Raw genomic sequence first — 20,064 nt, 5'->3', positions numbered from 1 at the left:
CGACCTCGGCCGCTTCGGCGTCGCCGAGGTGAGGGCGCATCCGGTGGGCGAGTTCACCGAGGCGGGTGCGGCACACCTACCTCGCGACGACCGGTCGGCTCGGCGCGCACTGGGCCGACCTCGACCTGGTGGCGGCGCTCGAGGCGTTCGCCGCAGCGACCGGATTGCGGTCTCTGCACGGAGTCGCGGACTGATCCAGTGTTCTCCGGGCCGCGGGCGCCGCGGCTGTGTTAGCGTGCGGGCTTTCCGCGATCCGGAGGCCCGGTGTTCCAGCGAGTCAGTACGGTCATGACGTTCGCTGTCGACCCTGAGGCGTCGGCGCACTGGTGGGGCGAGGTTCTTAACGTCCCGGTGAACCTCGACGTCGACGGCGACTCGGTGTACGCGTGGGTCATGGTCGCTGGTGTCGAGTACGGCTGGCATCAGGCCGACGACGAACGCAGTCCACGAGGCCGCAGTCCAGTCGTGTACTGGGCGGTCGACGATCTCGACGCCGCCCGCAAGCATCTCCTCGACGCCGGCGCCGTTCACCACCGCGGACCTCTTAAGGTCGCCCCCAGCCGCCGCATCTGCCAGCTCATCGACCCGTTCGGCACCTGTGTCGGCCTCGAAGGGCCGTAACGGTCACCCGTGGGCATCCTTGTAGGTTCCACGTTTCGATGGACAATGGTCGCCTGAGATGGACACTGAATGGGCAATTTCGCGGTTCAGTGGGCACTGACTACGTTCAGTAATTACTGTCCTTTGCATGGCCATGAAGACCCCAGCAAGGGCCGGTGGGAAGCGTGAATCGGCCACGGCGGTGATCCGGTACGACGATGCTTCGGTGCGCGAGATCCCCTTCAGGGACCTGCGGTTGGCAGATTTCGCCGCTTCGATACCTTGGAGGAGCATTCGTTCTGTTCACGGCCAGGCACACTATTCGGGTCGATATGCGTCGGCGACGATGCCTGTCGTCTATGAGAGTCGGCTCGAGTTGGCCCGGTTGCTTTTGGCCGACATGGATCCTGCGGTCCCCTCGCTCAGGACCCCTCGCTCCTGTAGTCCGACACCGACGTAGATCAGCGTGACCGGTGCGCTCGCTGAGGAAGTCGCTGCACGCCCAGTTCGGCCGCCGCACGACGGCGTTGACTCTGCTTCCGTTCCAGGTCGAGGACGAGCAGGGGCGGCGGGAGTTCCGCCAGGTGCTGCTGACGATCGAGAAGAAGCTGGTCTTGGCCGACAAGTACCCGGGCATGCTGGCCGATGATCTCGCCGATTATTTCTGGGTCCGCTCCAGCGGGCATTTCGCCTCACTGATGGCGCTGGTCAACCGGGGCTGCTACCGGGCGATCCGCACTGGCCATGAGCGCTTGGACGAGGAACTCATGGACGGTGTCAAGAACGATGCGGCCGCCGAGGAGGCCCGGCTGGACCTGAAGGCCGCGATCGACGCGGGCCTGCTCACCTCCAAGCCCAGGTCCCGGTCGGTCACCGGGAGACGGTCGGCGTGAGGCAGAGGTGGGCCACCGAGCGGATCCCCATCGCCTGTCCGCCGCTGCCCGGTGAGGCTCTGGACAGCTGGATCGAGGCCTACGCCCGAAGGCTGAGGATCACCGCCTTTCACTTCCTTCGATTCGTGGAGTTGCCGCAGGCCAGGGTCGGCAAGATGACGATCCGGCTCCACGCACAGGAGGCACGGCGACTCAGTGCGGTCGCCGGGGTTCAGGAGTCGGTGCTGAGGTCGTTGACCCTGGAGCCTTTCGATCAGATGGCGGTTCGGCTCCATCCCGACCGCCGCGCGATGAAGGCGCCTCCGAGCTGGCGTTCGGGCGGCGCCAGCACCCGCTTTTGTCCGCGCTGCCTGCACGACAACGGGGGACGGTGGCTGCTGGCCTGGCGCCTGCCGTGGACGTTCTGCTGCCTGCGGCACAACTGCCAGCTCATCGGGCAGTGCCCGGCCTGTCACAAGCCCCCCAGGATCTCCGGCAGCAGATTCGGCGGTCCCTCCCGGCCGGGACAGTGCGCCAACGGCGTGCACGCCCAGGCCCCGGGTGGCCGGCGAGACCGTGTCCCCTGCGACTTCCCCCTGCCCCAGGCCGCGGCTCCGGGGCTGCCCGCGAGGGGCCTGATCGTGCAGGCTCAGCGGGCGGTCAACCAGATCCTCACGCAGGGCCAGCGGCACGACCGCACCGCCGCCGAGCTCCACCTGCGAGAGATCTACGCGCTGGGACGTCGATCGCTGCACGGCCTGCCGGACCACCTGCCCACAGCGCCTCCAGTGGTGCACGAGGTCCTGAGCGAGTGGCAGGGGTCGCCACTCGAACCAGGGCGGGTGCCCAACACCCCCTCCAGCACCGCGATCTCCAGCACCGCGGTCGGTACAGTGCTCGGCCGCATCGCACGCTCTCGCGCGGACGCCCAGGCTCGTGACCTGCTGGAGTGGATCCTGCGCGTCGACCAGGCGCGGGCCCCCTCGACCAAGGACCCGCACACCCGCGCCAAAACCTGGAAGAAGGCGGGGGCCAGCCTAAGGCAGCTCGCACTGGCCTCGGCCGATTCGGAGTCCGGGCTGCTGACGCGGTTGAGAGACCGCGCTCCTGGCCGCGACCACCCGGCCCGCCTCACCAAAGAGCAGCTTCAAGGGCGAGCCGCGAAGATACCCGGGATGCTCTGGCCCCAGTGGAGCATCAGGCTGATGCCCGATCGCATCTCCAGCCCGCCGGCGACCGACGGGTTCCGCAGGGCCTGCAGCGCGTTCCTCCTCCTGCCCGGGTCCGAGCTCGACTACAGCGGGGCCGCGACGCTGCTGGGCCATCAAACCCCGGCCAAGGACCGCCTGGCCTTCGACCGGGCAGAGCTGGTGGAGCCCGCGCTGACGGCCGTGGTCTGGGCGCTGATCGAGTTGACCGACGTCCTGGACCAGCACGCGCCGCCGATCGACTACGCCCGCCGCAGGCAGACCTTCGCCTGCGGCGATCTTGACCTCGACGTCGCCGCCTACACGGCGCTGTGCCGGGCGGAGGGCTGGCGGACCGGGGGCGCTCCACGGCTTGCCCTTGTGCGCTGGTACCTGCGTTCGCTGCTGCTGGGCGCGCCCGCGCTCCTGCCGGAGCGGGTCAGCTACCACGCGCGAGACAACCTGCGATTCCAGATCCCGCGCAGCTTGCGGGGGTGGCTGCTCGACCAGGCCGCCGGCGCCCTTGCCGCCCGCGGCATCGACGAACCGGTCCAGTGGGCACCCCCGATCCACGAGCCCCCCGGTGCCGGCTGGCCCGGACCCGATCCCGCGGACGTCGATCGTGAAGCGTTCGTCGCCCTCCTTTGGGCCGGACACCTGGTGACTCGCGTCGCCGATCAGCTGGCCCTCTCCTGCGAGCAGACCCGGCTCTACGCCGACATCACCGACGCGAAACCGCGACCTGCGCACTTCCCGGCGCCCAAAGGCGGCCGGCGCATTCCGCGGCGGGGCGTCCTGTCACCACAAAGCCTGCACCATCTCCACCTGCGCCAGCGGCTGACCCCGGCGCAGATCGCGGCTCCGGCCGGATGCAGCAACACCACGGTCCTGCGCGCGATGGCCGAGGCCGGCGTCGAGCGACGCACGTACGCGCAAGCCACCCGCCACCGCATCTCCCGCGAGTGGGTCGAGCACGAGTACCTGGTCAAGCTGCGGAGCCTGTCCGACCTGGCAGACCAGGCCCGATGCCATCCAGACACCATGCGCAAGATGGCCAGGGATTGGGGGATCGTGCTCCGGGCGGGGAACCCGGTCTCCAACCCGTTCGCGCACCTGGATCCCCTGCCCGATCTGTCGCCGGCGATGCTCACCACAATCGCCACCCCCAACAGCATCCGGCGGCTGCGATCCCTGGTCGCGCTGTCGATGAGCACCGACCTCAGCCGGGCCGCAACCGCACTGGGCATCGCCCCCAACTCCCTGCGCGGCCAGATCCGAACCCTGGCCAAGGCGACAGGATCGCCACTGCTTGCTTCGACGACTCCCGTGAGACTCACCCCGTCCGGCAGGCGATTCCTCGACGAGGCCGTTCGGCTGCTGAACTCCCTGGATGGGGGCATACCAGGCAAGCCCACAAGGGGCAATGGATCTTGAGCCGTGCTGGCCGGCAAGCAGGGGTTTCGGCTGTGGACAGTGTGGGGGCGGTGCCCGCATCGATGCTCACGCTGTCATCTAAGCGTTGGCCTTCGGCGATGCCGGTCGATGGAGGGGACAGTATGGAGGTTCTGACCCATGCGCCCGCCGATGCCCACTTTTTCGCGCTCACCGGGCAGACCCGCCATGAACGCGTCCGGCCTTATCTTGTGTCGCTGGTTTCTGCTGGTCAGTGGCCTGGATGTTGCTGAGGCACGTGAGGCAAGTAGCTCTTTTGTTGTCGGCTCGTTTAAGTGTTGAAGTGATGCGTGCCGAAGCGGCTCAACGCTTACGGTGTGTTGGTGAGCAGGGGGCCGGGGAGGATCCAGCGCGCCATCTACGAGTTGCTCGCGTCTGTGCGGACGGTGGAGCCGTGGCCGGTTTACGTGTCGGCGGGCGGGCTGACGCGTTTGGTCTACGGTACCGAGTTGCCGAGCGCCGCGCAGTGGAGGCCATCCGCCGGGTCTGTCGCACGTCAACGGCACTGGAGCGGGGCAGCACATGGACCCTGGTCCCTGCGCCGAGCCGTTGGGATGCCGGCCGCCACGTGGACCGCAGGGTACTGATCGCGCGGTTGAGGGCTGACGCCGCGCAGGACTGGCTCTGGCGTGCCTATCTGTTCGGCCGAGGACGGCCGAATCGGAGCTGGGGTGTCGTTGTGCCGTGCGCGGACCAGCCGGACTACGGCGTTCCTGAACCCGACGAGCTCGCCGCGGCGATCGAGGCGTTCGCGCTCCAGCAAGAGTCGGCTCGATCGACGTCGAGGGCGAGCTCGCCCAGCTTGGCCCGGCCGGGCGGGTACCGGCCCCTGCGCGTCCGCGACACCCTGTTCTGAGCCTGAGCCGGCCTGGTGGGAGGTCTGGCGGGCCAGCGTCAGCCGTCACCGGTGAGGTTGGGCGGGCAGCAGGTCCGCAGGTAGTTCTGCAGCTCGGTGAGGGACCGCTCGACCGCGAGGGTGTCGACGCGGTAGCGGACCTGTTTGCCGTCCTTGCGGGAGGTGAGCAGGCCGCCGCGGCGCAGCAGGGCGAGCTGCTGGGAGGCGCCGGACTGGCCGATGCCCAGGCGCTCGGCGACGGTCCCGACGGTCAACTCGACACCACCGGCGAACAGCTCCAGCATCTGCTGCCGCTGCTGGCTGGCCAGCCCCTTGAGGAACTCGCGCAGCTTCTCGCTCGGCGGCTCCACCACGGCCCCGCAGCCGAGCTGCGGTGCTTCACGCGAGCTGTCCGTGGCCTGGTCCGACACCGGTTCCTCCTTCATCCCCACCCTGACATATTAACATTTCATGAAACGATGTTATGTTGTGGGCATGCCCCACCGTTTCGACACCATCATCATCGGGGGCGGGCAGGCCGGTCTGGCCACCGCCCGCGTCGCCCTCGACCTCGGACTCACCCCGCTGGTCCTGGAGGCCGCCCGGTCGGCGGCCGGGTCGTGGCCGCACTACTACGACAGCCTCGCCCTGTTCTCTCCGGCCCGCCGCAGCGCGCTGCCCGGCGCTCCCTTCCCCGGCGACCCGGACGGCTACCCGACCCGCGATGAGGTCATCGCCTACCTGGCCGGCTACGCCGAACGCCTGGACGCCGACATCCGCACCGGCCACCGCGTGGTCAAGGTCGCCGCCGGCGTGGGGGCGGGCGCGAGGCCCGGGCGGGCCTTGGAGGTCGCGGTCGAGAGCGGGGAGAGCTTCACCGCCCCGGCGGTGATCGCCGCGACGGGCGCGTTCAGCCGCCCGCACCGCCCCGACGTGCCCGGGCTGGACTCGTTCACCGGCACGGTGCTGCACTCCTCGCAGTACCGGCGGCCCGGCGAGTTCGCCGGGGGGCGGGTGGTGATCGTGGGCGGCGGGAACTCGGCGGTGCAGATCGCCATCGAGCTGGCCGGCCACTGTCGGGTCACCCTGGCCACCCGGCACCCGCTGCGGTTCATGCCGCAGCGCGTCGCCGGCGTCGACATGCACCTGTGGCTGCAGCGCACCGGCCTTGACGCCGCCGGGTGGGCGCGCCGGCTGCTGACCGGTGGCAAGGGCACCCCGGTGTTCGACACCGGCACCTACCGGGACGCGATCGCCACCGGCAACCCCGACCGGCGCCCCCTGTTCACCCACCTGGAGGGCGACCACGTGGTGTGGGCCGACGGGACGCGCGAGCGCGTCGAGGTGGTGCTGCTGGCCACCGGGTACCGGCCGGGCGTGGACTACCTCGCCGATTCGGGCGCTCTGGACCAGGCCGGGATGCCGCGGCACCGCGGCGGGATCTCCATCACCCATCCCGGGCTCGGCTACGTCGGGCTGGAGTGGCAGCGCTCGTTCGCCTCGGCCACCCTGCGCGGGGTCGGCGCCGACGCCCGCCACGTCCTGACCGGGCTGCGCCCGTAGGCGAGCAGGTCAGGCGGGGGTGAGCGCGGGCAGGGCGAACAGGCCCGACAGGCGGCTCAGTGCTTCGGGAACGGCCCGGTAGTACACCCAGGTCCCGCGCCGCTCGCCGTCGATCAGCCCGGCTTGGCGCAGCACCTTCAGGTGGTGGGAGATGGTGGGGGCGGTCAGCTCGAAGGAGCCGGTCAGGTCGCACACGCACGCCTCGCCGCCCTCGGCAGAGGCGATCATGTTCAGCAATCGCAGCCGGACCGGGTCCGACAGCGCCTTGAACACCCCGGCCAGCTCGACGGCCTCCTGCTCGCCCAGGGTGGAGCCGCTCAGTGGTGCGCAGCACGCCGGGTTGGTGGCGTCTTCCAACTCCAGCAACTTAGACATAGCTCTAATTTGACATCTATCTATGCAGCGACGCAAACTGGCGCCTGCTTCGAAGAACGTCTAAACAAGGGGTCGTGATGAAGACGCCGCTCACCCGGATCACCGCTCAGCGCAGCACCGCACGCAACGGCACCGCACGCTCCGGCGGGCGTGTCACCTTCCGCGACGAGCGGGGGAGGTCTGCACCAGCGCCTGCCGTGCGGCCGCCCACCGCGACCGGGTCGCCACCGCCGCCCACCGCGCCCGTCTCTGACCCGAACCGCCCGTTCCTCGGGCCCACCTACGCAAGGCCACCTACGCGACGCAGCGAGGAGAGATCATGAGCGAGAACGACCGGTCCCAGGAGCCCGCCGAGCAGGCGCCGGAGTCGGCGCCCGGGCAGGCGGCGGGCAGCTGCTGCACCGAGACCGAGCGGCCGCTGGACCCGGCGGTCACCGTGACCCAGGCCAAGACCAGCGCCGGGTGCGGCTGTGTCGAGGGGGCTGACTCCGGCGACCTGCCGGTGGTGGTCATCGGGGCGGGGCCGGTCGGGCTGGCCGCCGCCGCTCATCTGGCCGAACGCGGCCTGGACTTCGTGGTCCTGGAGGCCGGCGAGGACGCCGGGGCGGCGATCTCCGAATGGGGGCACGTCCGGCTGTTCTCGCCGTGGCGGTACGACACCGACGCCGCCGCCCGCCGCCTTCTGGAGCCCACCGGATGGACACTGCCCGATCCGGAGGCGCTGCCCACCGGCGCCGAGCTGGTCCGCGACTACCTGGCCCCGCTGGCGCGGGTGCCGCAGCTGGCCGGGCGGATCCGTACCGGCACCCGCGTGATCGCCGTCGCCCGTCGCGGCGTGGACGTCACCCGAACCGTCGGCCGCGACCAGCAGCCGCTGCTGGTCCGCACCGTCGGCCCGGACAGCGCCGTCACCGACCTGACTGCTCGCGCAGTCATCGACGCCTCGGGCACCTGGGGGCGCAGCAACCCGCTCGGCCACTCCGGGCTGCCCGCTCCAGGCGAGGACCAGGCCGCCGATTACCTGGCCGGGCCGCTGCCGGACGTGCTGGGCCGTGACCACGACCGCTTCGCCGGTAAGCACATCTTGGTCGTCGGGATGGGCCACTCGGCGGCCAACACGCTGCTCGCGCTGGCCGAGCTCGCCAAGACCGCGCCCGGCACCCACATCGCCTGGGCCGTGCGCGGCGCCTCGGTCGCCCGCCTGTACGGCGGCGGCGACGCCGACGGCCTCCCCGCCCGCGGCGCGCTCGGCACTCGCCTCAAGGCCGCCGTCGACGCCGGTGAGATCGAGCTGGTGCGCGGCTTCACCGTCACCGGCTTCCATGCCCCCGCAGGGGGCCCGGCCGCCGGGCCCGTCCAGGTCACCGGCACCGGCACCGGCGCCGCCCCGGACGGCGCACAGACCATCGACGCCGATATCGTGGTGGCGGCCACCGGGTTCCGGCCCGACCTGGACATGCTCCGCGAGGTCCGCGTCGAGCTCGACCCCGCCACCGAGGCACCGGTCCGGCTCGCGCCGATGATCGACCCCAACTTCCACTCCTGCGGCACCGTCCCCCCGCACGGCGAACGCGACCTCGCCCACCCCGAGACCGGCTTCTACATCGCCGGAATGAAGAGCTACGGCCGCGCCCCCACCTTCCTGATGGCCACCGGCTACGAGCAGGTCCGCTCCGTGGTCGCCGCCCTGGCCGGAGACCGGGCCGCAGCCGACGCCGTCGAACTCGACCTGCCCGAGACCGGCGTCTGCTCCACCGACCTGGTCACCGAAGACCAGCTCCCCGGCGCCCCCGACAGCACATCCCGTATCGCCGCCGATGGCGGGTGCGGCTCGTCCTGCGGCGCCGAGCCCGAGCAGATTCCCCTCACGGTGGCCGTGAGCGAAGCCGACGGCGGCTCCTGCTGCGGCGGGTCGGCGCCCCAGCCGGTCAGCGTCGGCGCCCCCGCCGGAGCGGGTTTCGCGACCGGGCGCGTGCACGGCTACTCCGGCGACGCCGATCGAGGCGACAACTGACCCGGTGAGCCGCGAATCCTCCATCCCGGTGCCGGCGGCGGACCACCCCACCGCCGGCGCCGGTGTCGCCTCCCGCGTTCCGCTGCTCGCGCTGTGCGTCACCGAGATCACCAGCTGGGGCGTGCTCTACTACGCCTTCCCGGTCCTGGCCGCCGGCATCAGCCGCGACACCGGCTGGCCCACCGGCACCGTCACCGCGGCGTTCTCCGCCGCGCTGGTCCTGGCCGCCCTCGGCGGTATCCCTCTCGGCCGCGCCCTGGACCGGCACGGCCCCCGCGGCCTGATGACCGGCGGCTCGGTGCTGGGCGTCCTGGCCGTCCTGGCGATGGCGGCCGCCCCGAACCTGGGCTGGTTCGTGGCCGCGTGGCTGCTGGCCGGGGCCGCGATGACCGCGGTGCTCTACCAGCCCGCGTTCGCCGCCCTCACCCGCTACTACGCGCCGCGCCACCTAAGTGCCCTGACCACCCTCACGCTCGTCGCGGGCCTGGCCAGCACCCTCTTCGCGCCCCTCACCAGCGCCCTGGCCGCCCAGATGTCCTGGCGGGCCGTCTACCTGGTGCTGGCCGCCGTCCTGGCCGCGGTGACCATCCCCCTGCACTACTTCGCGCTGCGCCGCCCATGGCCACCGCCGTTCGAGCACGACACCCCCTGGGCGGGCGATGGTGACGTCGGCGGCGACCTGAGCAACGACCCGGTGAACACCCCGGTGAACACGGTGGTGCGCAGCGCCCCGTTCCTGCTGCTGACCACCGCGCTGACGTTGTCGGCGTTCTCGATGTACGCCGTGCTGACCAACCTCATTCCGCTGCTCACCGCACGCGGCGCCTCCAGCGGCATCGCCGCCTGGGCGCTCGGCCTCGGCGGTGTCGGCCAGGTCGCCGGACGCCTGGGCTACGGCGCCCTGACCCGCCGCACCGGCGTCCGCGCCCGCACCATCGCGATCCTGTTCGGCTCCGCCGCCACCACCCTCGCGCTGGCAGTGCTGCCCGGCCCGATACCGCTGCTCATCGCCGTCGCCGTGCTGGCTGGCACCACCCGCGGCATCGCCACCCTGCTGCAGGCCACCGCCGTCTCCGACCGCTGGGGCACCGCCGCCTACGGCTCCCTGTCCGGCGTCCTGTCCGCCCCCGTCACCATCGCCGGAGCCATCGCCCCCGCCGCCGGCGCCGCCCTGGCCACCGCCCTCGGCGGCTACCCCGCCCTGTTCGCTGTTCTGGCCGCCACCACGGCGGCGGCCGCCGCGGCCGCCGCCGGCAGCGTCCCCCGCTGACGCCTCATCCCGCCCGTTCACCTTGCCGCCGGGCGCAGCGCCGAACGGGGCGGAGTGCCCGCTAATGTATCATTCTATGATGATGTCAGTTGAGACTGATGTGTTGCGGCTGCTGGCCGACCCGCTCCGAGCGCAGATCGTGTCGCTGCTCGCGAGCGAGGCGCTGTGCAACTGCCACCTGGTCCAGGAGACCGGCGCCAAACAGACCAACATCTCCAACCACCTGCGCGCCCTGCGCAAGGCGGGGCTGGTGGACACCGAGCCGTGCGGCCGCTTCACCTACTACCGGCTGCGCCCCGAGGCGATCGACGCCCTGGCCGCCCAGCTGGCCGGCCTGGCCGACGCCGCCCGCCAGGTCCAGACCCAGCAGCGAAAGAGGCCGTGCACGTGACCGACACCCAGACCCCCGCCGGATCACCCCTAGCCGGGACCGGGCCCGGCCAGACCGCCGTGGTGGCAGGGCTGTCCACCCTGGACCGGTTCCTGCCCGTATGGATCATCGCCGCCATGGTCGCCGGGCTCGGCCTGGGACGGGCCATCCCCGGGCTGAACGACGCCCTGTCCAAGGTCGAGGCAGGCGGCATCTCGCTGCCGATCGCGCTCGGCCTGCTGGTGATGATGTACCCGGTGCTGGCCAAGGTCCGCTACGACCGCCTCGATTCGGTCACCGGCGACCGCCGCCTGATGGTCTCCTCGCTGGTGATCAACTGGATCATCGGCCCCGCGGTGATGTTCGCGCTCGCCTGGATCTTCCTGCCCGACCTGCCCGAGTACCGCACCGGCCTCATCATCGTGGGCCTGGCCCGCTGCATCGCGATGGTCATCATCTGGAACGACCTGGCCTGCGGCGACCGTGAGGCCGCCGCCGTCCTGGTCGCCCTCAACTCGGTCTTCCAGGTCATCGCCTTCGGCGCGCTCGGCTGGTTCTACCTGCAGATCCTGCCCGGTTGGCTCGGCCTAGCCACCGACGACGTCGACTTCTCCGTAGGCAAGATCGTCGTCAACGTGCTGGTGTTCCTGGGCATCCCGCTGCTGGCCGGATACCTGACCCGGCGGATCGGCGAGAAGACCAAAGGCCGCACCTGGTACGAGGACCGCTTCCTGCCCAGGATCGGGCCCGTCGCCCTGTACAGCCTGCTGTTCACCATCGTCATCCTGTTCGCCCTCCAGGGAAAGACGATCACCTCCCAGCCCGCCGACGTCGCACGCATCGCACTGCCGCTGCTGGTGTACTTCGCGCTGCTGTGGGGCGGCTCGTTCACCCTTGGCCGCGCCGTCCGCCTGCCCTACGAGCGGACCGCGACCCTTGCATTCACCGCGGCGGGCAACAACTTCGAACTCGCCATCGCCGTGGCCATCGGGACCTTCGGCGTCACCTCCGGCCAAGCCCTGTCCGGGATCGTCGGCCCCCTCATCGAGGTCCCCGTCCTGGTCGCCCTGGTGTACGTCTCGCTGTAGCTGCGCCGCCGCTATCCGCGTCCTGCCGCCCCCTCGGCTGCACCGGCGAACGACACCTGTGACGATGGCTCCGGCCACGGGTCGCGATCGTGATGGATGCCGCAGCCGATCAGGCGGTGTTCGACAGAATCACAGCCCGGCTAGCCGACCGCTTTCACGGCTTGGTCTCGGCCGAGACCGTCCGGCGGCTGGTCATCGACTCCTACCAGCGACTGGCCGCCTCGTCCCGGGTGCGTGACCACCTGGTGGTGATGGCCGAACGGCTTGCCACCGAGCGCCTCACCGCCCTCGCGCAAGCCGAGGGCCGCCTTGGCACGCCAGTCCCCGAAGTGCTGTTCGTCTGCGACGCCAACGCGGGGCGCTCGCAGATGGCCGCCGCGCTGGCGCTGGCACGCGGCTCCGGCACGGTGCACGCCCGCTCGGCCGGGATCAACCCCGCCGGCGAACTGGAACTGGCCATCGTGCGGGTCATGGACGAGATCGGCGTCGACATGTCCGCCGAGTTCCCCAAGCCGCTCACCGACGAACTGGTCGCCGCCGCCGACGTGGTCATCACCCTGGGCTGCGGCGGCGCCTGCCCGGTGGTCCCGCACACCCGCTACCTGGACTGGGCCGTCCTCGACCCCACTGGACGCCCTCTCACCGAGGTGCGCCGCATCCGCGACGAACTCGACCTCCTCGTCACCGACCTGCTCACCACACTCACCAGTGAGGGAACCCGATGACCGACAAGCCCAGTGTCCTTTTCGTCTGCGTGCACAACGCCGGACGTTCCCAGATGGCCGCCGCCTACCTGACCCACCTCGCGGGCGGCGCCATCGAAGTCCGCTCCGCCGGATCGCAGCCCGCCGACCAGATCAACCACGCCGTGGTGGAGGCGATGGCCGAAGAGGACATCGACATCTCCGCCGAGATCCCCAAAGTCCTCACCACCGACGCCGTGCAAGCCTCCGACGTCGTCATCACCATGGGCTGCGGCGACACCTGCCCGGTCTTCCCCGGCAAGCGCTACCTCGACTGGCAACTCGACGACCCCGCCGGCCAAGGCGTCGACGCCGTCCGCCCCATCCGCGACCAGATCCGCACCCGAATCGAAAAGCTCGCCTCCGAACTCACCGCCTGACCCCTCACCCGCCAACCGCCAGGGGACCTGCCACTGAGGCCCGGCGCGGGCGTGAGCGCCGCCCGGCCGCGGCATCCGGCGGCCGCCTGGAAGTTGATCCGGTTCGCCACTGATCTTGAGCGATTTGTGCGCCGGTAGCCCTGCTCAGGGCGATAATGCGCTGCGTAGGGAGTCCGCCATTCCCTACGCTCGATCTATGGACGTCCGTAGCGAAGTGCTGAAGCTTTTGGCCTCCCCCGGCATCGACGCCCGCTTCGCCCAGTCGTACCTGCCCTCGACGGTCCGAACCCTGGTCGGCGGCAGCATGACCAAGGCATGGGAAGTGCTGTGGGGAATGACCGCCGACGGTTTGATCTACCTGGACCCCAACGGCCAGGGATCCAGCACCGACAACTGGCGATGGAGGCTGTCCGAACGCGGCCGGGCCGCCGCCACGGGCGGCCCCTGGGAGCCCTACGACCCCGAGGGCTACCTGACCCGGCTGCGCCACCAGATCCCCGGCCTCGACCCCGTCGCCCTGCGTTACGTCCAGGAAGCCCTGGGAGCGTTCAACGCCCGGTGCTTTCTGGCCAGTTCAGTAATGCTGGGAGTGGCCTCCGAGCAGGTCTTCATCGGCCTGGCAAACAGTGTGGTCGCCGCCTTCGACTCCGTCCCCGAACTGGGGGGCACCGCCGACAAGCTGAAACAGGCCTTGAACAACCCCAAGCAGTCCCAGCACACTCGCTTCCTGGAACTGCGCAAGCGCCTGGAGCCACTGCGCCCCAAGCTGCCCGACGACCTCGGCGACAACCTGACGATGGATGCCGTCGCCGACCTGCTGCGCGTCACCCCAACGACGCCGGACACCCCACCGGCCGCAACGTCGACGAGAACACCGCCTACACCCACCTACAGATGGCGGCGCGGTACTTGGAGAAGATGACCGCTCTCAAACACCACTTCGAAGCGTTGACCGCCAACGCCATCAGCGCACCGAGTCCCAGTGCAGGCGCCGGCCCGGTGGTAAGCACGCCGACCGTGTGAAAGAGCGGCCCGAGATCAGAGGGTGCGGCGACGGGCAGCGGGATCGGCGTCGGCGGTGACCCGAGCGTAGGTCTGCTCACCGAGCCGAACGTAGCTGCCCAGGCTCGCCAGGTGCTGGTGACGGGACTTGGCCTGCAGCTCAGCGGCCGCCAGATGCTGCAAGGCCGAGTGCCGCAGATGATGCAACGTCCAGAGCGGCAGACGACACCAAGATGTCACTGACCGTGACGAACATCTACTGAGCAGGCGAGGAATGCTCACGGAGGCCACACACCTGCTGTGCTCACCTTGCGCGGAAACCGGTGCTTCCCCAGGAGTCGGTGCGCACGGTCATCTGGAACCTACAATCCTTGTAGGTTCCGCGTTAGTTAGCACTGGTGGGCGTACGCCTCCAGCAGGCTCATGAACTGCTCGGCCGGCAGTTCGCAGGCGTCGCCGCGCAGCCAGAGGTGCTCCAGCCGCACCGTCCGCGCGCCGAGCACCAGGTGGCAGGCGTTCCCGCTGTGCTCCCACCCCGGCCCGGCCGCCTGGACGACCTCGATGTGATGCAGATGGCTCTGCACGTCGTGCAGCAGGAACGCGGTCAGCACGTGCGCGTGCCCGGTCAGCGCCAGGCATCCGGCGACGTCCCGCGCGAACGCGGCGAGCACCTCCGGGTCGACGCCGGTGTCGTAGAGCACCGGGAAGAAGACCTCGACGGTCGCCGCCACGGCGCCCGCCTCGTCCCCGGCGACCGGGAGCGCCCCGGCCCGGTCCCGGGCCAGGTAGCCGTGCACCGGGACGTCCTCGATCATTCCGCTCCACGCGCCCGGGATCCCGGCGACCGGACGCGCCGACGTCGTCAGCGCCCGCGTCATCGCGGCCATCGCCGCGGCCCCGCCGATGCGCGGCGGCAGGAACGTCTTGGTGCCGCCGCGCGGCCGTCCGGCGCCGGGGCCCGGCACCGCGAGGTCGGCCCAGTACGCGCCGGTGCCGGTGGCCGCGGCGCCTCGGGGCACGCAGGAACGCGAGTGCGGGCTCAGCCCGGCCGTCTCGGCCAGCATGGCCGGGTCCGTCCGGACGAGCCCCCAGCCCATCGCCGTCGGGGACGAGCCGCCCAGGCCGAGCGTGCGCGCGACCGGGTCCCCGGCGGGCTCGGCGGGCGGGTCGTCCTGCGCGTCCGGGCCGGGGGCGGCGGGCCGGGCGTCGTGGTGCGAGTCGATGAGCGCCTGCTGGTACGAGGCCAGCGCCTGCCGGAACGTCTCGGTGTCGAGGGTCTGCCGCGCGCCGTCGAACGCCTCGACGGCGGCCACGTCCCCGTCCACCTCGACCTGGTAGAACCGGCCCGGCCAGGCCGGCCGGGCGCCCGGCGCGTCCAGCTCGGCCAGCAGCCAGCCCACCGTCATCGTCATCTCCGCGCCGCCGCCGAACAGGCCCGCGAGGATCTCGTTCCCCGGCTCGGGCAGGCACAGCACCTGGCCGGGCGCCACCGTGTGGAACGACACCGGCAGCGCGCGGGTCGGGGTGAACCGCGCGGTGCCCGCCCCCTCGCGCTCGATCCGCTCCATCGTCCGCCGGTGCTGGACGACCTGGAGCTCGCCGAGATAGCCCTCCAGACACGCCGAGAACGTCGCCGGATGCAGCTCGCACGCGGTCCCGCCGTCGAGCGGCTCGACCCGCACCGCCGAGCCGTCGTAGCCGAGCCGGTGCCGCCGGTAGAGCGCGTCCCAGGGGGTGAACGGGTCGCCGCCGAGCCGCGTCTTGGTGGTGGCGATCGAGGTGAGGTCCGCGCCGAGGTCGTGCAGGAAGAAGGCGCGCAGTGGCGCGAAACCGTCGTCCGCCCCGATGAGCACCTGGACGTCGTCACTCGTGAATCTCAGCGGAAGCGGCATCGACATTCGCGGGATTATGCCGGTTCCTCCCACAGTGGGAGGCCAAAACGGGATCATCCGTTCACCGACCGTGTCCGGAGTCCCGGCCGCCGCGCCCGTACCTCAGTCGCGGACGAGGCCGAAGAACGTCCGGAGGTCGGCGGCGACGGCCTCCGGCTCCTCCATCGCCACGAAGTGGTGGCCGCCGGGGTTGGCCTCCGGCCAGTGGACGATGGTGCTGTCGCGCTCGGCGAGCCGCCGGATCCCGGGCGGGCCGCTGTAGAGGCCGGTCGGCGCGTCGTGCTGCCCCGCCGGCCAGGTGAACTCGGCGGTGTTCTCGTAGTAGGGCCACGCGGCCGACCCGAACGTCCCGGTGAACCAGTAGAGGCTCACGTTGGTGAGGATCAGGTCGCGGTCGATCGCCTGCTCCGGCGTCGTCCCGGTGGAGTTGAAGTCCTCGAACTTCTGCATCATCCACGCGAGCGCCGCGACCGGGGAGTCGTTCCAGCCGTAGGCGAAGGTCTGCGGCGCCGACCGCTGGAGGGCGTGGTGGTCGACCCCGCCGGTCGTCCACTGCTGCATCAGCTCGTAGTGCGCGAACTCCTCCGGCGTCATGTCGGGGACGTCCTTCTCGCTGGGCATGCCGAGCCCGCTGATGACGTACACGCCGACCACGCTGTCCGGAGCGGCCTTCGCCAGCTCGGGCGCGACGTAGGCGCCGAAGTCGCCGCCCTCGGCCCCGTACCGGCCGTACCCGAGGCGGCCCATCAGCTCCGCCCACATCTGCGCCACCCGCGCGGCGTCCCACCCCGTGCCGCGCGGCGCCGCGGAGAACCCGAACCCCGGGATCGACGGCACCACCACATGGAACGCCTGCTCCGGGTCGCCGCCGTGCGCCCGCGGATCGGTCAGCGGGCCGATCATGCGGGCGAACTCCACGAACGAGTTCGGCCAGCCGTGCGTGAGGATCAGCGGCAGCGCGCCGGGCTCGGGCGAGCGGACGTGCAGGAAGTGCACGTCGTGCCCGTCGATCTCGGTCACGAACTGCGGGAACTCGTTCAGCGCGGCCTCCTGTGCGCGCCAGTCGAACCCGGTGCCCCAGTACTCGGCCAGGTCCTTCAGGTACGACACCGGCACGCCGCGGCTCCAGCCCTCTCCGGGGAGCTGCCGGGGCCACCGGGCCCGGACGAGACGGTCCTTGAGGTCGTCCAGGTCGGCCTGCGGGACGTCGATCGTGAACGGGCGGATCGGGGCGTTCATGTGCTCCTCCAAGGGGATTCGGCGACAGGGACGACTCTGTCGGCCGTGTAGGGCATTTTCTGTCCTATATAAACGGGATCCTGGAGTCATGGCAGAGACTTCGGCGCGGCTCCTCAGGTTGCTGTCCCTCCTCCAGACGCCGCGCGAGTGGTCGGGCACCGAGCTCGGCGAGCGTCTGGAGGTCACCACCCGCACCATCCGCCGCGACATCGAGCGCCTCCGCGACCTGGGCTATCCGGTCGAGGCGGCGATGGGCCCGGCGGGCGGCTACCGGCTGGTCGCGGGCACCGCGATGCCGCCGCTGCTGCTGGACGACGAGGAGGCGGTCGCGATGGCGGTCGGCCTGCGCACCGCAGCCGGGCAGCCCGTCGAGGGGATCGGGGAGGCGTCCGTCCGCGCGCTGGCCAAGCTGGAGCAGGTGCTGCCGTCCCGGCTCCGGCACCGGGTCGGTGCGCTGACCAGCGTGACCGTCCCGCTCACCGGCCCGGACGGGCCCGTCGTCGATCCCGGGCTCCTGTCCGTCCTGGCGTCCACCGCCGCGGGCCGGGAGCGGCTGCGCTTCGCCTACCGGACCGGGGCGGGGGACGAGGCCAGGCGCCTGGTGGAGCCGCACAGCCTCGTCCCCGCGGGCCGCCGCTGGTACCTGGTCGCCCACGACATCGACCGCGACGACTGGCGCATCTTCCGGGTCGACCGGATCCGCGAGCCGCACCCGACCGGGCAGCGCTTCCGGCCCCGCGAGCTCCCGGAGGCCGACGCCGCCGCCTTCGTCAAGAAGAAGATGTACGCGATGGTCCCCAGCTACGAGGTCGACGCGACCCTGCGGCTTCCGGCCGCCGACGCCCGCGCCCGGCTGGACGCCAGGGCCGACCAGATCGAGCCGGTCGACGAGCACACCTCCCGCCTGCGCGGCCACGTCGACACCCTGCCCTGGCTCGCGGACCGCCTGATCAGGCTCGGCTGCCCCTTCGAGGTGCACGGGCCGCCGGAGCTCGTCGAGCACCTGAGGGAGATCGCCGAGCGCGTCTCCCGCGCCGCGGGCGGACGCTTCGAGGAGCCGCCGGAGGTCAGCGGCGCGCCTCGCGGAACCGCTTGACCGCCTCGTGCGCGCTCACCGCGAGCACGCCCAGCGCCGCGACCGTGTAGAACGCGTCCGGCGTCGTCCAGTCGCCATTGACGGCCGCCAGGAAGTCCGGGTCGAAGAACTCGTGCCGGTAGAGGATCCAGGCCAGCGGCAGCGCGAACAGCGCCTCGGCGAGGGCGTAGCCGATGGCCAGCGGCCGGGTCCAGCCGCGCGCGGCGACCCGGACCAGTTCGAGCGCCACCAGGGCGGCCAGGCCGGCGAGGATCGGCCAGATCCAGCCCGACCACAGGCCCGGGTCGAGCACCTGGAGCCGGTCGCCGCCGTCGGTCCGGTACGGCTCGGCGGTGTGCTGCCAGACGATCAGCACGAGCAGGAACGCGTTCCATATTGCCGCCGCGCCGGCCATGAAGCCCTGCTTGTCGGGCTTGGGCAGATCGCGCAGCTCGGGCAGGTCGTCGGGGGTCCACTTGTCGGCGCCGCGGGCCGGCCCGTCGCGGTGCTGGACCCGTTCGATCACGGCGAACATCACGGTGAGCCACGCGATCATCTGGGCCCCGACGGTGAGCAGCGCGGCGATGCCGGAGCCGATCACCGAGCCGGCGTCGTTGCCGTCGAGGACGTCGATCACGACGGTCAGCACGACGATCACCGGCAGGACGGTGGACAGCAGGACCGTCAGCAGCCGGATGTAGGTCGGGTAGAGCCAGGGGCCGATCAGCGAGAGCGGCCGGTCGGCGTAGCGGGCGGCGAGCCGGAACGGGTCGCCCATCTCGGTGAGCACCTCGCGCTCGGCCGCGTCCGGGTCGGACGACTCGCGCGCCTCGATGGTGTCGGCGATGGTGGCGCGCAGCTCGTCGGCGACGTCGTCGCGCTGGTCGGCCGGGATCCGCCGGGCGACCTCGTGGACGTAGCGCTCGGTCAGCGTGTTCGTGCTCATGGGGCTTCCTTGGTGAGTCGTGCGATCGAGGCGACGAGGTCCTGCCACTCGCGCACCAGGCCGGTGCGCACCCGGGAGCCCTCCGGGCTGACCCGGTAGAACTTCCGCGGCCGGGACTCGTCGGTGTTCCACTCGCTGGTGAGCAGGCCCTGCTTGTCCAGCCGCCGCAGCAACGGGTAGAGCGTGTTGCCGTCGACGGTGACCCCGGCGTCGTTGAGCGTCTCCAGTAGCGCGTAGCCGTACTGCGGCTCGTCCAGGAGGGCCAGGCAGGCCAGGACCACCGTGCCGCGCCGCAGCTCCTGGGCCTGGCTGAGGATCAGGTCTTCTAAGGTCACGTCCGGCACTTTACTGTGTGCCGCACACTAATGTCCAGTGCGCTCTAGAGTGCGGGGACAGATCACCCCGGGTGGAGGTCGGATGCGGCGGGCGCCTCAGCTCACAAGGAGGTCAGCAGCCGGGGAAGTTCACCGAGGTCCGGAATGCGGTGCACGCCGTCCGGTACCCGGACCGCCGTGCGTCCGCGGTCGAGCCAGATGCCGACGAGACCCGCCTCATGCGCGCCGACCGCGTCCACGTCCAGCCGGTCGCCCACATAGGCGACGGCGGCGGGCGGCAGGCCGAGCGCGGCGCATCCCGCCAGGAACGCCGCCGGGTCGGGCTTCGCGCAGCGGAGCATGTCCGAGCACAGCAGCACTTCGAAGTGATGGCGCAGCCCCAGGACCGCCATTCTCCGCTCTTGGTGCCCGGTACTGGAATTGGACAGGATTCCCTGCCGGTAGGGGAGTGCCTCAAGCGTCGCGGGCACATCGGGGAACACCGTCCACGCCGCCTCGAACAACGCGGTGTACCGCCCGAACCACGCGTCCGCTTCGGCCCCGCTCAGCGCCTGCCCGGTGAATCCGCGGACCCGTTCCCGCTGGTACTCCGCATAGGTGAGCTCCCCGGCCGCCAAGCGTCCGTACGCGGTCCTGGTCGCCTGCCGCCAGTGCCCGAGTGCGGTCTCACCGGCCGAAAGGCCCTCGGCCTCGAAGTGCCGCAGCAGCGCCAGCCGATCCGAGCCGGAGAAATCGAAGAGCGTGTCATCGACGTCCCACAGCACGGCCTCGATCACTTCTCAAGCCTAATCCAATGGGACCTGTCGACCCTGGTCGTACACCCGGG

At 71.2% G+C, this 20,064-nt stretch carries 21 protein-coding genes; 14 read left to right on the top strand and 7 right to left on the bottom strand.

Annotated elements, in window-relative coordinates:
• The first annotated feature begins 65 nt into the window (after positions 1-65).
• The 5 genes from QP090_RS22185 to QP090_RS22165 all read left to right on the top strand — a co-directional run bounded on the left by QP090_RS22185 (position 66) and on the right by QP090_RS22165 (position 4,967).
• Positions 66-194, top strand: a complete 129-nt coding sequence (locus QP090_RS22185; RefSeq protein WP_285941046.1) for a hypothetical protein — start codon at positions 66-68, stop codon at positions 192-194.
• 94 nt (positions 195-288) lie between these two features.
• Positions 289-621, top strand: a complete 333-nt coding sequence (locus QP090_RS22180; protein WP_285941045.1) for a VOC family protein — start codon at positions 289-291, stop codon at positions 619-621.
• A 452-nt stretch (positions 622-1,073) separates the two neighbouring features.
• Positions 1,074-1,493, top strand: a complete 420-nt coding sequence (locus tag QP090_RS22175; RefSeq protein ID WP_285941044.1) for a hypothetical protein — start codon at positions 1,074-1,076, stop codon at positions 1,491-1,493.
• On the top strand, positions 1,490-4,093 hold the full coding sequence (locus QP090_RS22170) for a TniQ family protein (RefSeq protein WP_285941043.1): 2,604 nt from the start codon (positions 1,490-1,492) through the stop codon (positions 4,091-4,093). The genes QP090_RS22175 and QP090_RS22170 overlap by 4 nt, the downstream gene beginning before the upstream one ends.
• A gap of 697 nt (positions 4,094-4,790) precedes the next feature.
• A complete protein-coding gene (locus QP090_RS22165) occupies positions 4,791-4,967 on the top strand; it encodes a hypothetical protein (RefSeq protein ID WP_285941042.1) in 177 nt (58 codons plus the stop codon).
• Positions 4,968-5,005: 38 nt separating this feature from the next.
• On the opposite strand, the gene QP090_RS22160 is transcribed toward QP090_RS22165, so the two are convergent.
• On the bottom strand, positions 5,006-5,377 hold the full coding sequence (locus tag QP090_RS22160) for an ArsR/SmtB family transcription factor (RefSeq protein WP_285941041.1): 372 nt from the start codon (positions 5,375-5,377) through the stop codon (positions 5,006-5,008).
• Positions 5,378-5,441: 64 nt separating this feature from the next.
• Here QP090_RS22160 and QP090_RS22155 point away from each other — a divergent pair, with 64 nt between their 5' ends.
• Positions 5,442-6,509 (top strand): flavin-containing monooxygenase, encoded by a 1,068-nt coding sequence (locus tag QP090_RS22155; RefSeq protein ID WP_285941040.1) that lies wholly within the window; start codon positions 5,442-5,444, stop codon positions 6,507-6,509.
• Positions 6,510-6,518: 9 nt separating this feature from the next.
• On the opposite strand, the gene QP090_RS22150 is transcribed toward QP090_RS22155, so the two are convergent.
• Complete coding sequence (locus QP090_RS22150; RefSeq protein WP_285941039.1) at positions 6,519-6,884, bottom strand: ArsR/SmtB family transcription factor; 366 nt, start codon at positions 6,882-6,884, stop codon at positions 6,519-6,521.
• Between the two features lie 319 nt (positions 6,885-7,203).
• Here QP090_RS22150 and QP090_RS22145 point away from each other — a divergent pair, with 319 nt between their 5' ends.
• The 7 genes from QP090_RS22145 (at position 7,204) to QP090_RS22115 (ending at position 13,671) form a co-directional block, all read left to right on the top strand.
• A complete protein-coding gene (locus QP090_RS22145; protein ID WP_285941038.1) occupies positions 7,204-8,898 on the top strand; it encodes an FAD-dependent oxidoreductase in 1,695 nt (564 codons plus the stop codon).
• A gap of 4 nt (positions 8,899-8,902) precedes the next feature.
• Positions 8,903-10,168 (top strand): MFS transporter, encoded by a 1,266-nt coding sequence (locus QP090_RS22140; RefSeq protein ID WP_285941037.1) that lies wholly within the window; start codon positions 8,903-8,905, stop codon positions 10,166-10,168.
• A 76-nt stretch (positions 10,169-10,244) separates the two neighbouring features.
• On the top strand, positions 10,245-10,559 hold the full coding sequence (locus tag QP090_RS22135; protein ID WP_285941036.1) for an ArsR/SmtB family transcription factor: 315 nt from the start codon (positions 10,245-10,247) through the stop codon (positions 10,557-10,559).
• Positions 10,560-10,618: 59 nt separating this feature from the next.
• Entirely contained in the window at positions 10,619-11,626 is a 1,008-nt protein-coding gene (gene arsB / locus QP090_RS22130) for an ACR3 family arsenite efflux transporter (protein WP_285941400.1), read from the top strand.
• Between the two features lie 92 nt (positions 11,627-11,718).
• Positions 11,719-12,351, top strand: a complete 633-nt coding sequence (locus QP090_RS22125) for an arsenate reductase/protein-tyrosine-phosphatase family protein (protein ID WP_349666506.1) — start codon at positions 11,719-11,721, stop codon at positions 12,349-12,351.
• On the top strand, positions 12,348-12,749 hold the full coding sequence (locus tag QP090_RS22120; protein WP_285941034.1) for an arsenate reductase ArsC: 402 nt from the start codon (positions 12,348-12,350) through the stop codon (positions 12,747-12,749). Before QP090_RS22125 ends, QP090_RS22120 begins: the two co-directional genes overlap by 4 nt.
• A gap of 196 nt (positions 12,750-12,945) precedes the next feature.
• The gene (locus QP090_RS22115) at positions 12,946-13,671 is read left to right on the top strand and encodes a hypothetical protein (protein WP_285941033.1); all 726 of its coding nucleotides are present in this window, start codon (positions 12,946-12,948) and stop codon (positions 13,669-13,671) included.
• Positions 13,672-14,140: 469 nt separating this feature from the next.
• Here QP090_RS22115 and QP090_RS22110 read toward each other — a convergent pair whose 3' ends face one another.
• Complete coding sequence (locus tag QP090_RS22110) at positions 14,141-15,649, bottom strand: hypothetical protein (protein ID WP_285941032.1); 1,509 nt, start codon at positions 15,647-15,649, stop codon at positions 14,141-14,143.
• A 96-nt stretch (positions 15,650-15,745) separates the two neighbouring features.
• Positions 15,746-16,882: an epoxide hydrolase family protein gene (locus QP090_RS22105; RefSeq protein ID WP_285941031.1), complete on the bottom strand. Its 1,137-nt coding sequence runs from the start codon at positions 16,880-16,882 to the stop codon at positions 15,746-15,748.
• Positions 16,883-16,970: 88 nt separating this feature from the next.
• On the opposite strand from QP090_RS22105, the gene QP090_RS22100 reads away from it, so the two are divergent.
• On the top strand, positions 16,971-17,978 hold the full coding sequence (locus QP090_RS22100) for a helix-turn-helix transcriptional regulator (RefSeq protein WP_285941030.1): 1,008 nt from the start codon (positions 16,971-16,973) through the stop codon (positions 17,976-17,978).
• On the opposite strand, the gene QP090_RS22095 is transcribed toward QP090_RS22100, so the two are convergent.
• From QP090_RS22095 to QP090_RS22085, 3 genes are all read right to left on the bottom strand, one after another.
• A complete protein-coding gene (locus QP090_RS22095) occupies positions 17,950-18,903 on the bottom strand; it encodes an HAAS signaling domain-containing protein (RefSeq protein WP_285941029.1) in 954 nt (317 codons plus the stop codon). The two genes, QP090_RS22100 and QP090_RS22095, sit on opposite strands and share 29 nt — an antisense overlap.
• On the bottom strand, positions 18,900-19,238 hold the full coding sequence (locus QP090_RS22090) for a PadR family transcriptional regulator (RefSeq protein ID WP_432763065.1): 339 nt from the start codon (positions 19,236-19,238) through the stop codon (positions 18,900-18,902). The genes QP090_RS22095 and QP090_RS22090 overlap by 4 nt, the downstream gene beginning before the upstream one ends.
• 101 nt (positions 19,239-19,339) lie before the next feature.
• On the bottom strand, positions 19,340-20,014 hold the full coding sequence (locus tag QP090_RS22085) for an HAD family hydrolase (protein WP_285941027.1): 675 nt from the start codon (positions 20,012-20,014) through the stop codon (positions 19,340-19,342).
• Positions 20,015-20,064 lie beyond the last annotated feature (50 nt).

Origin of the sequence: Actinomadura xylanilytica (assembly GCF_030283145.1) — a bacterium.
Lineage (GTDB): Bacteria > Actinomycetota > Actinomycetes > Streptosporangiales > Streptosporangiaceae > Spirillospora > Spirillospora xylanilytica.
The sequence above is the reverse complement of the archived record's forward strand: the minus strand, read 5'-3'. Positions and strand labels throughout refer to the sequence as shown.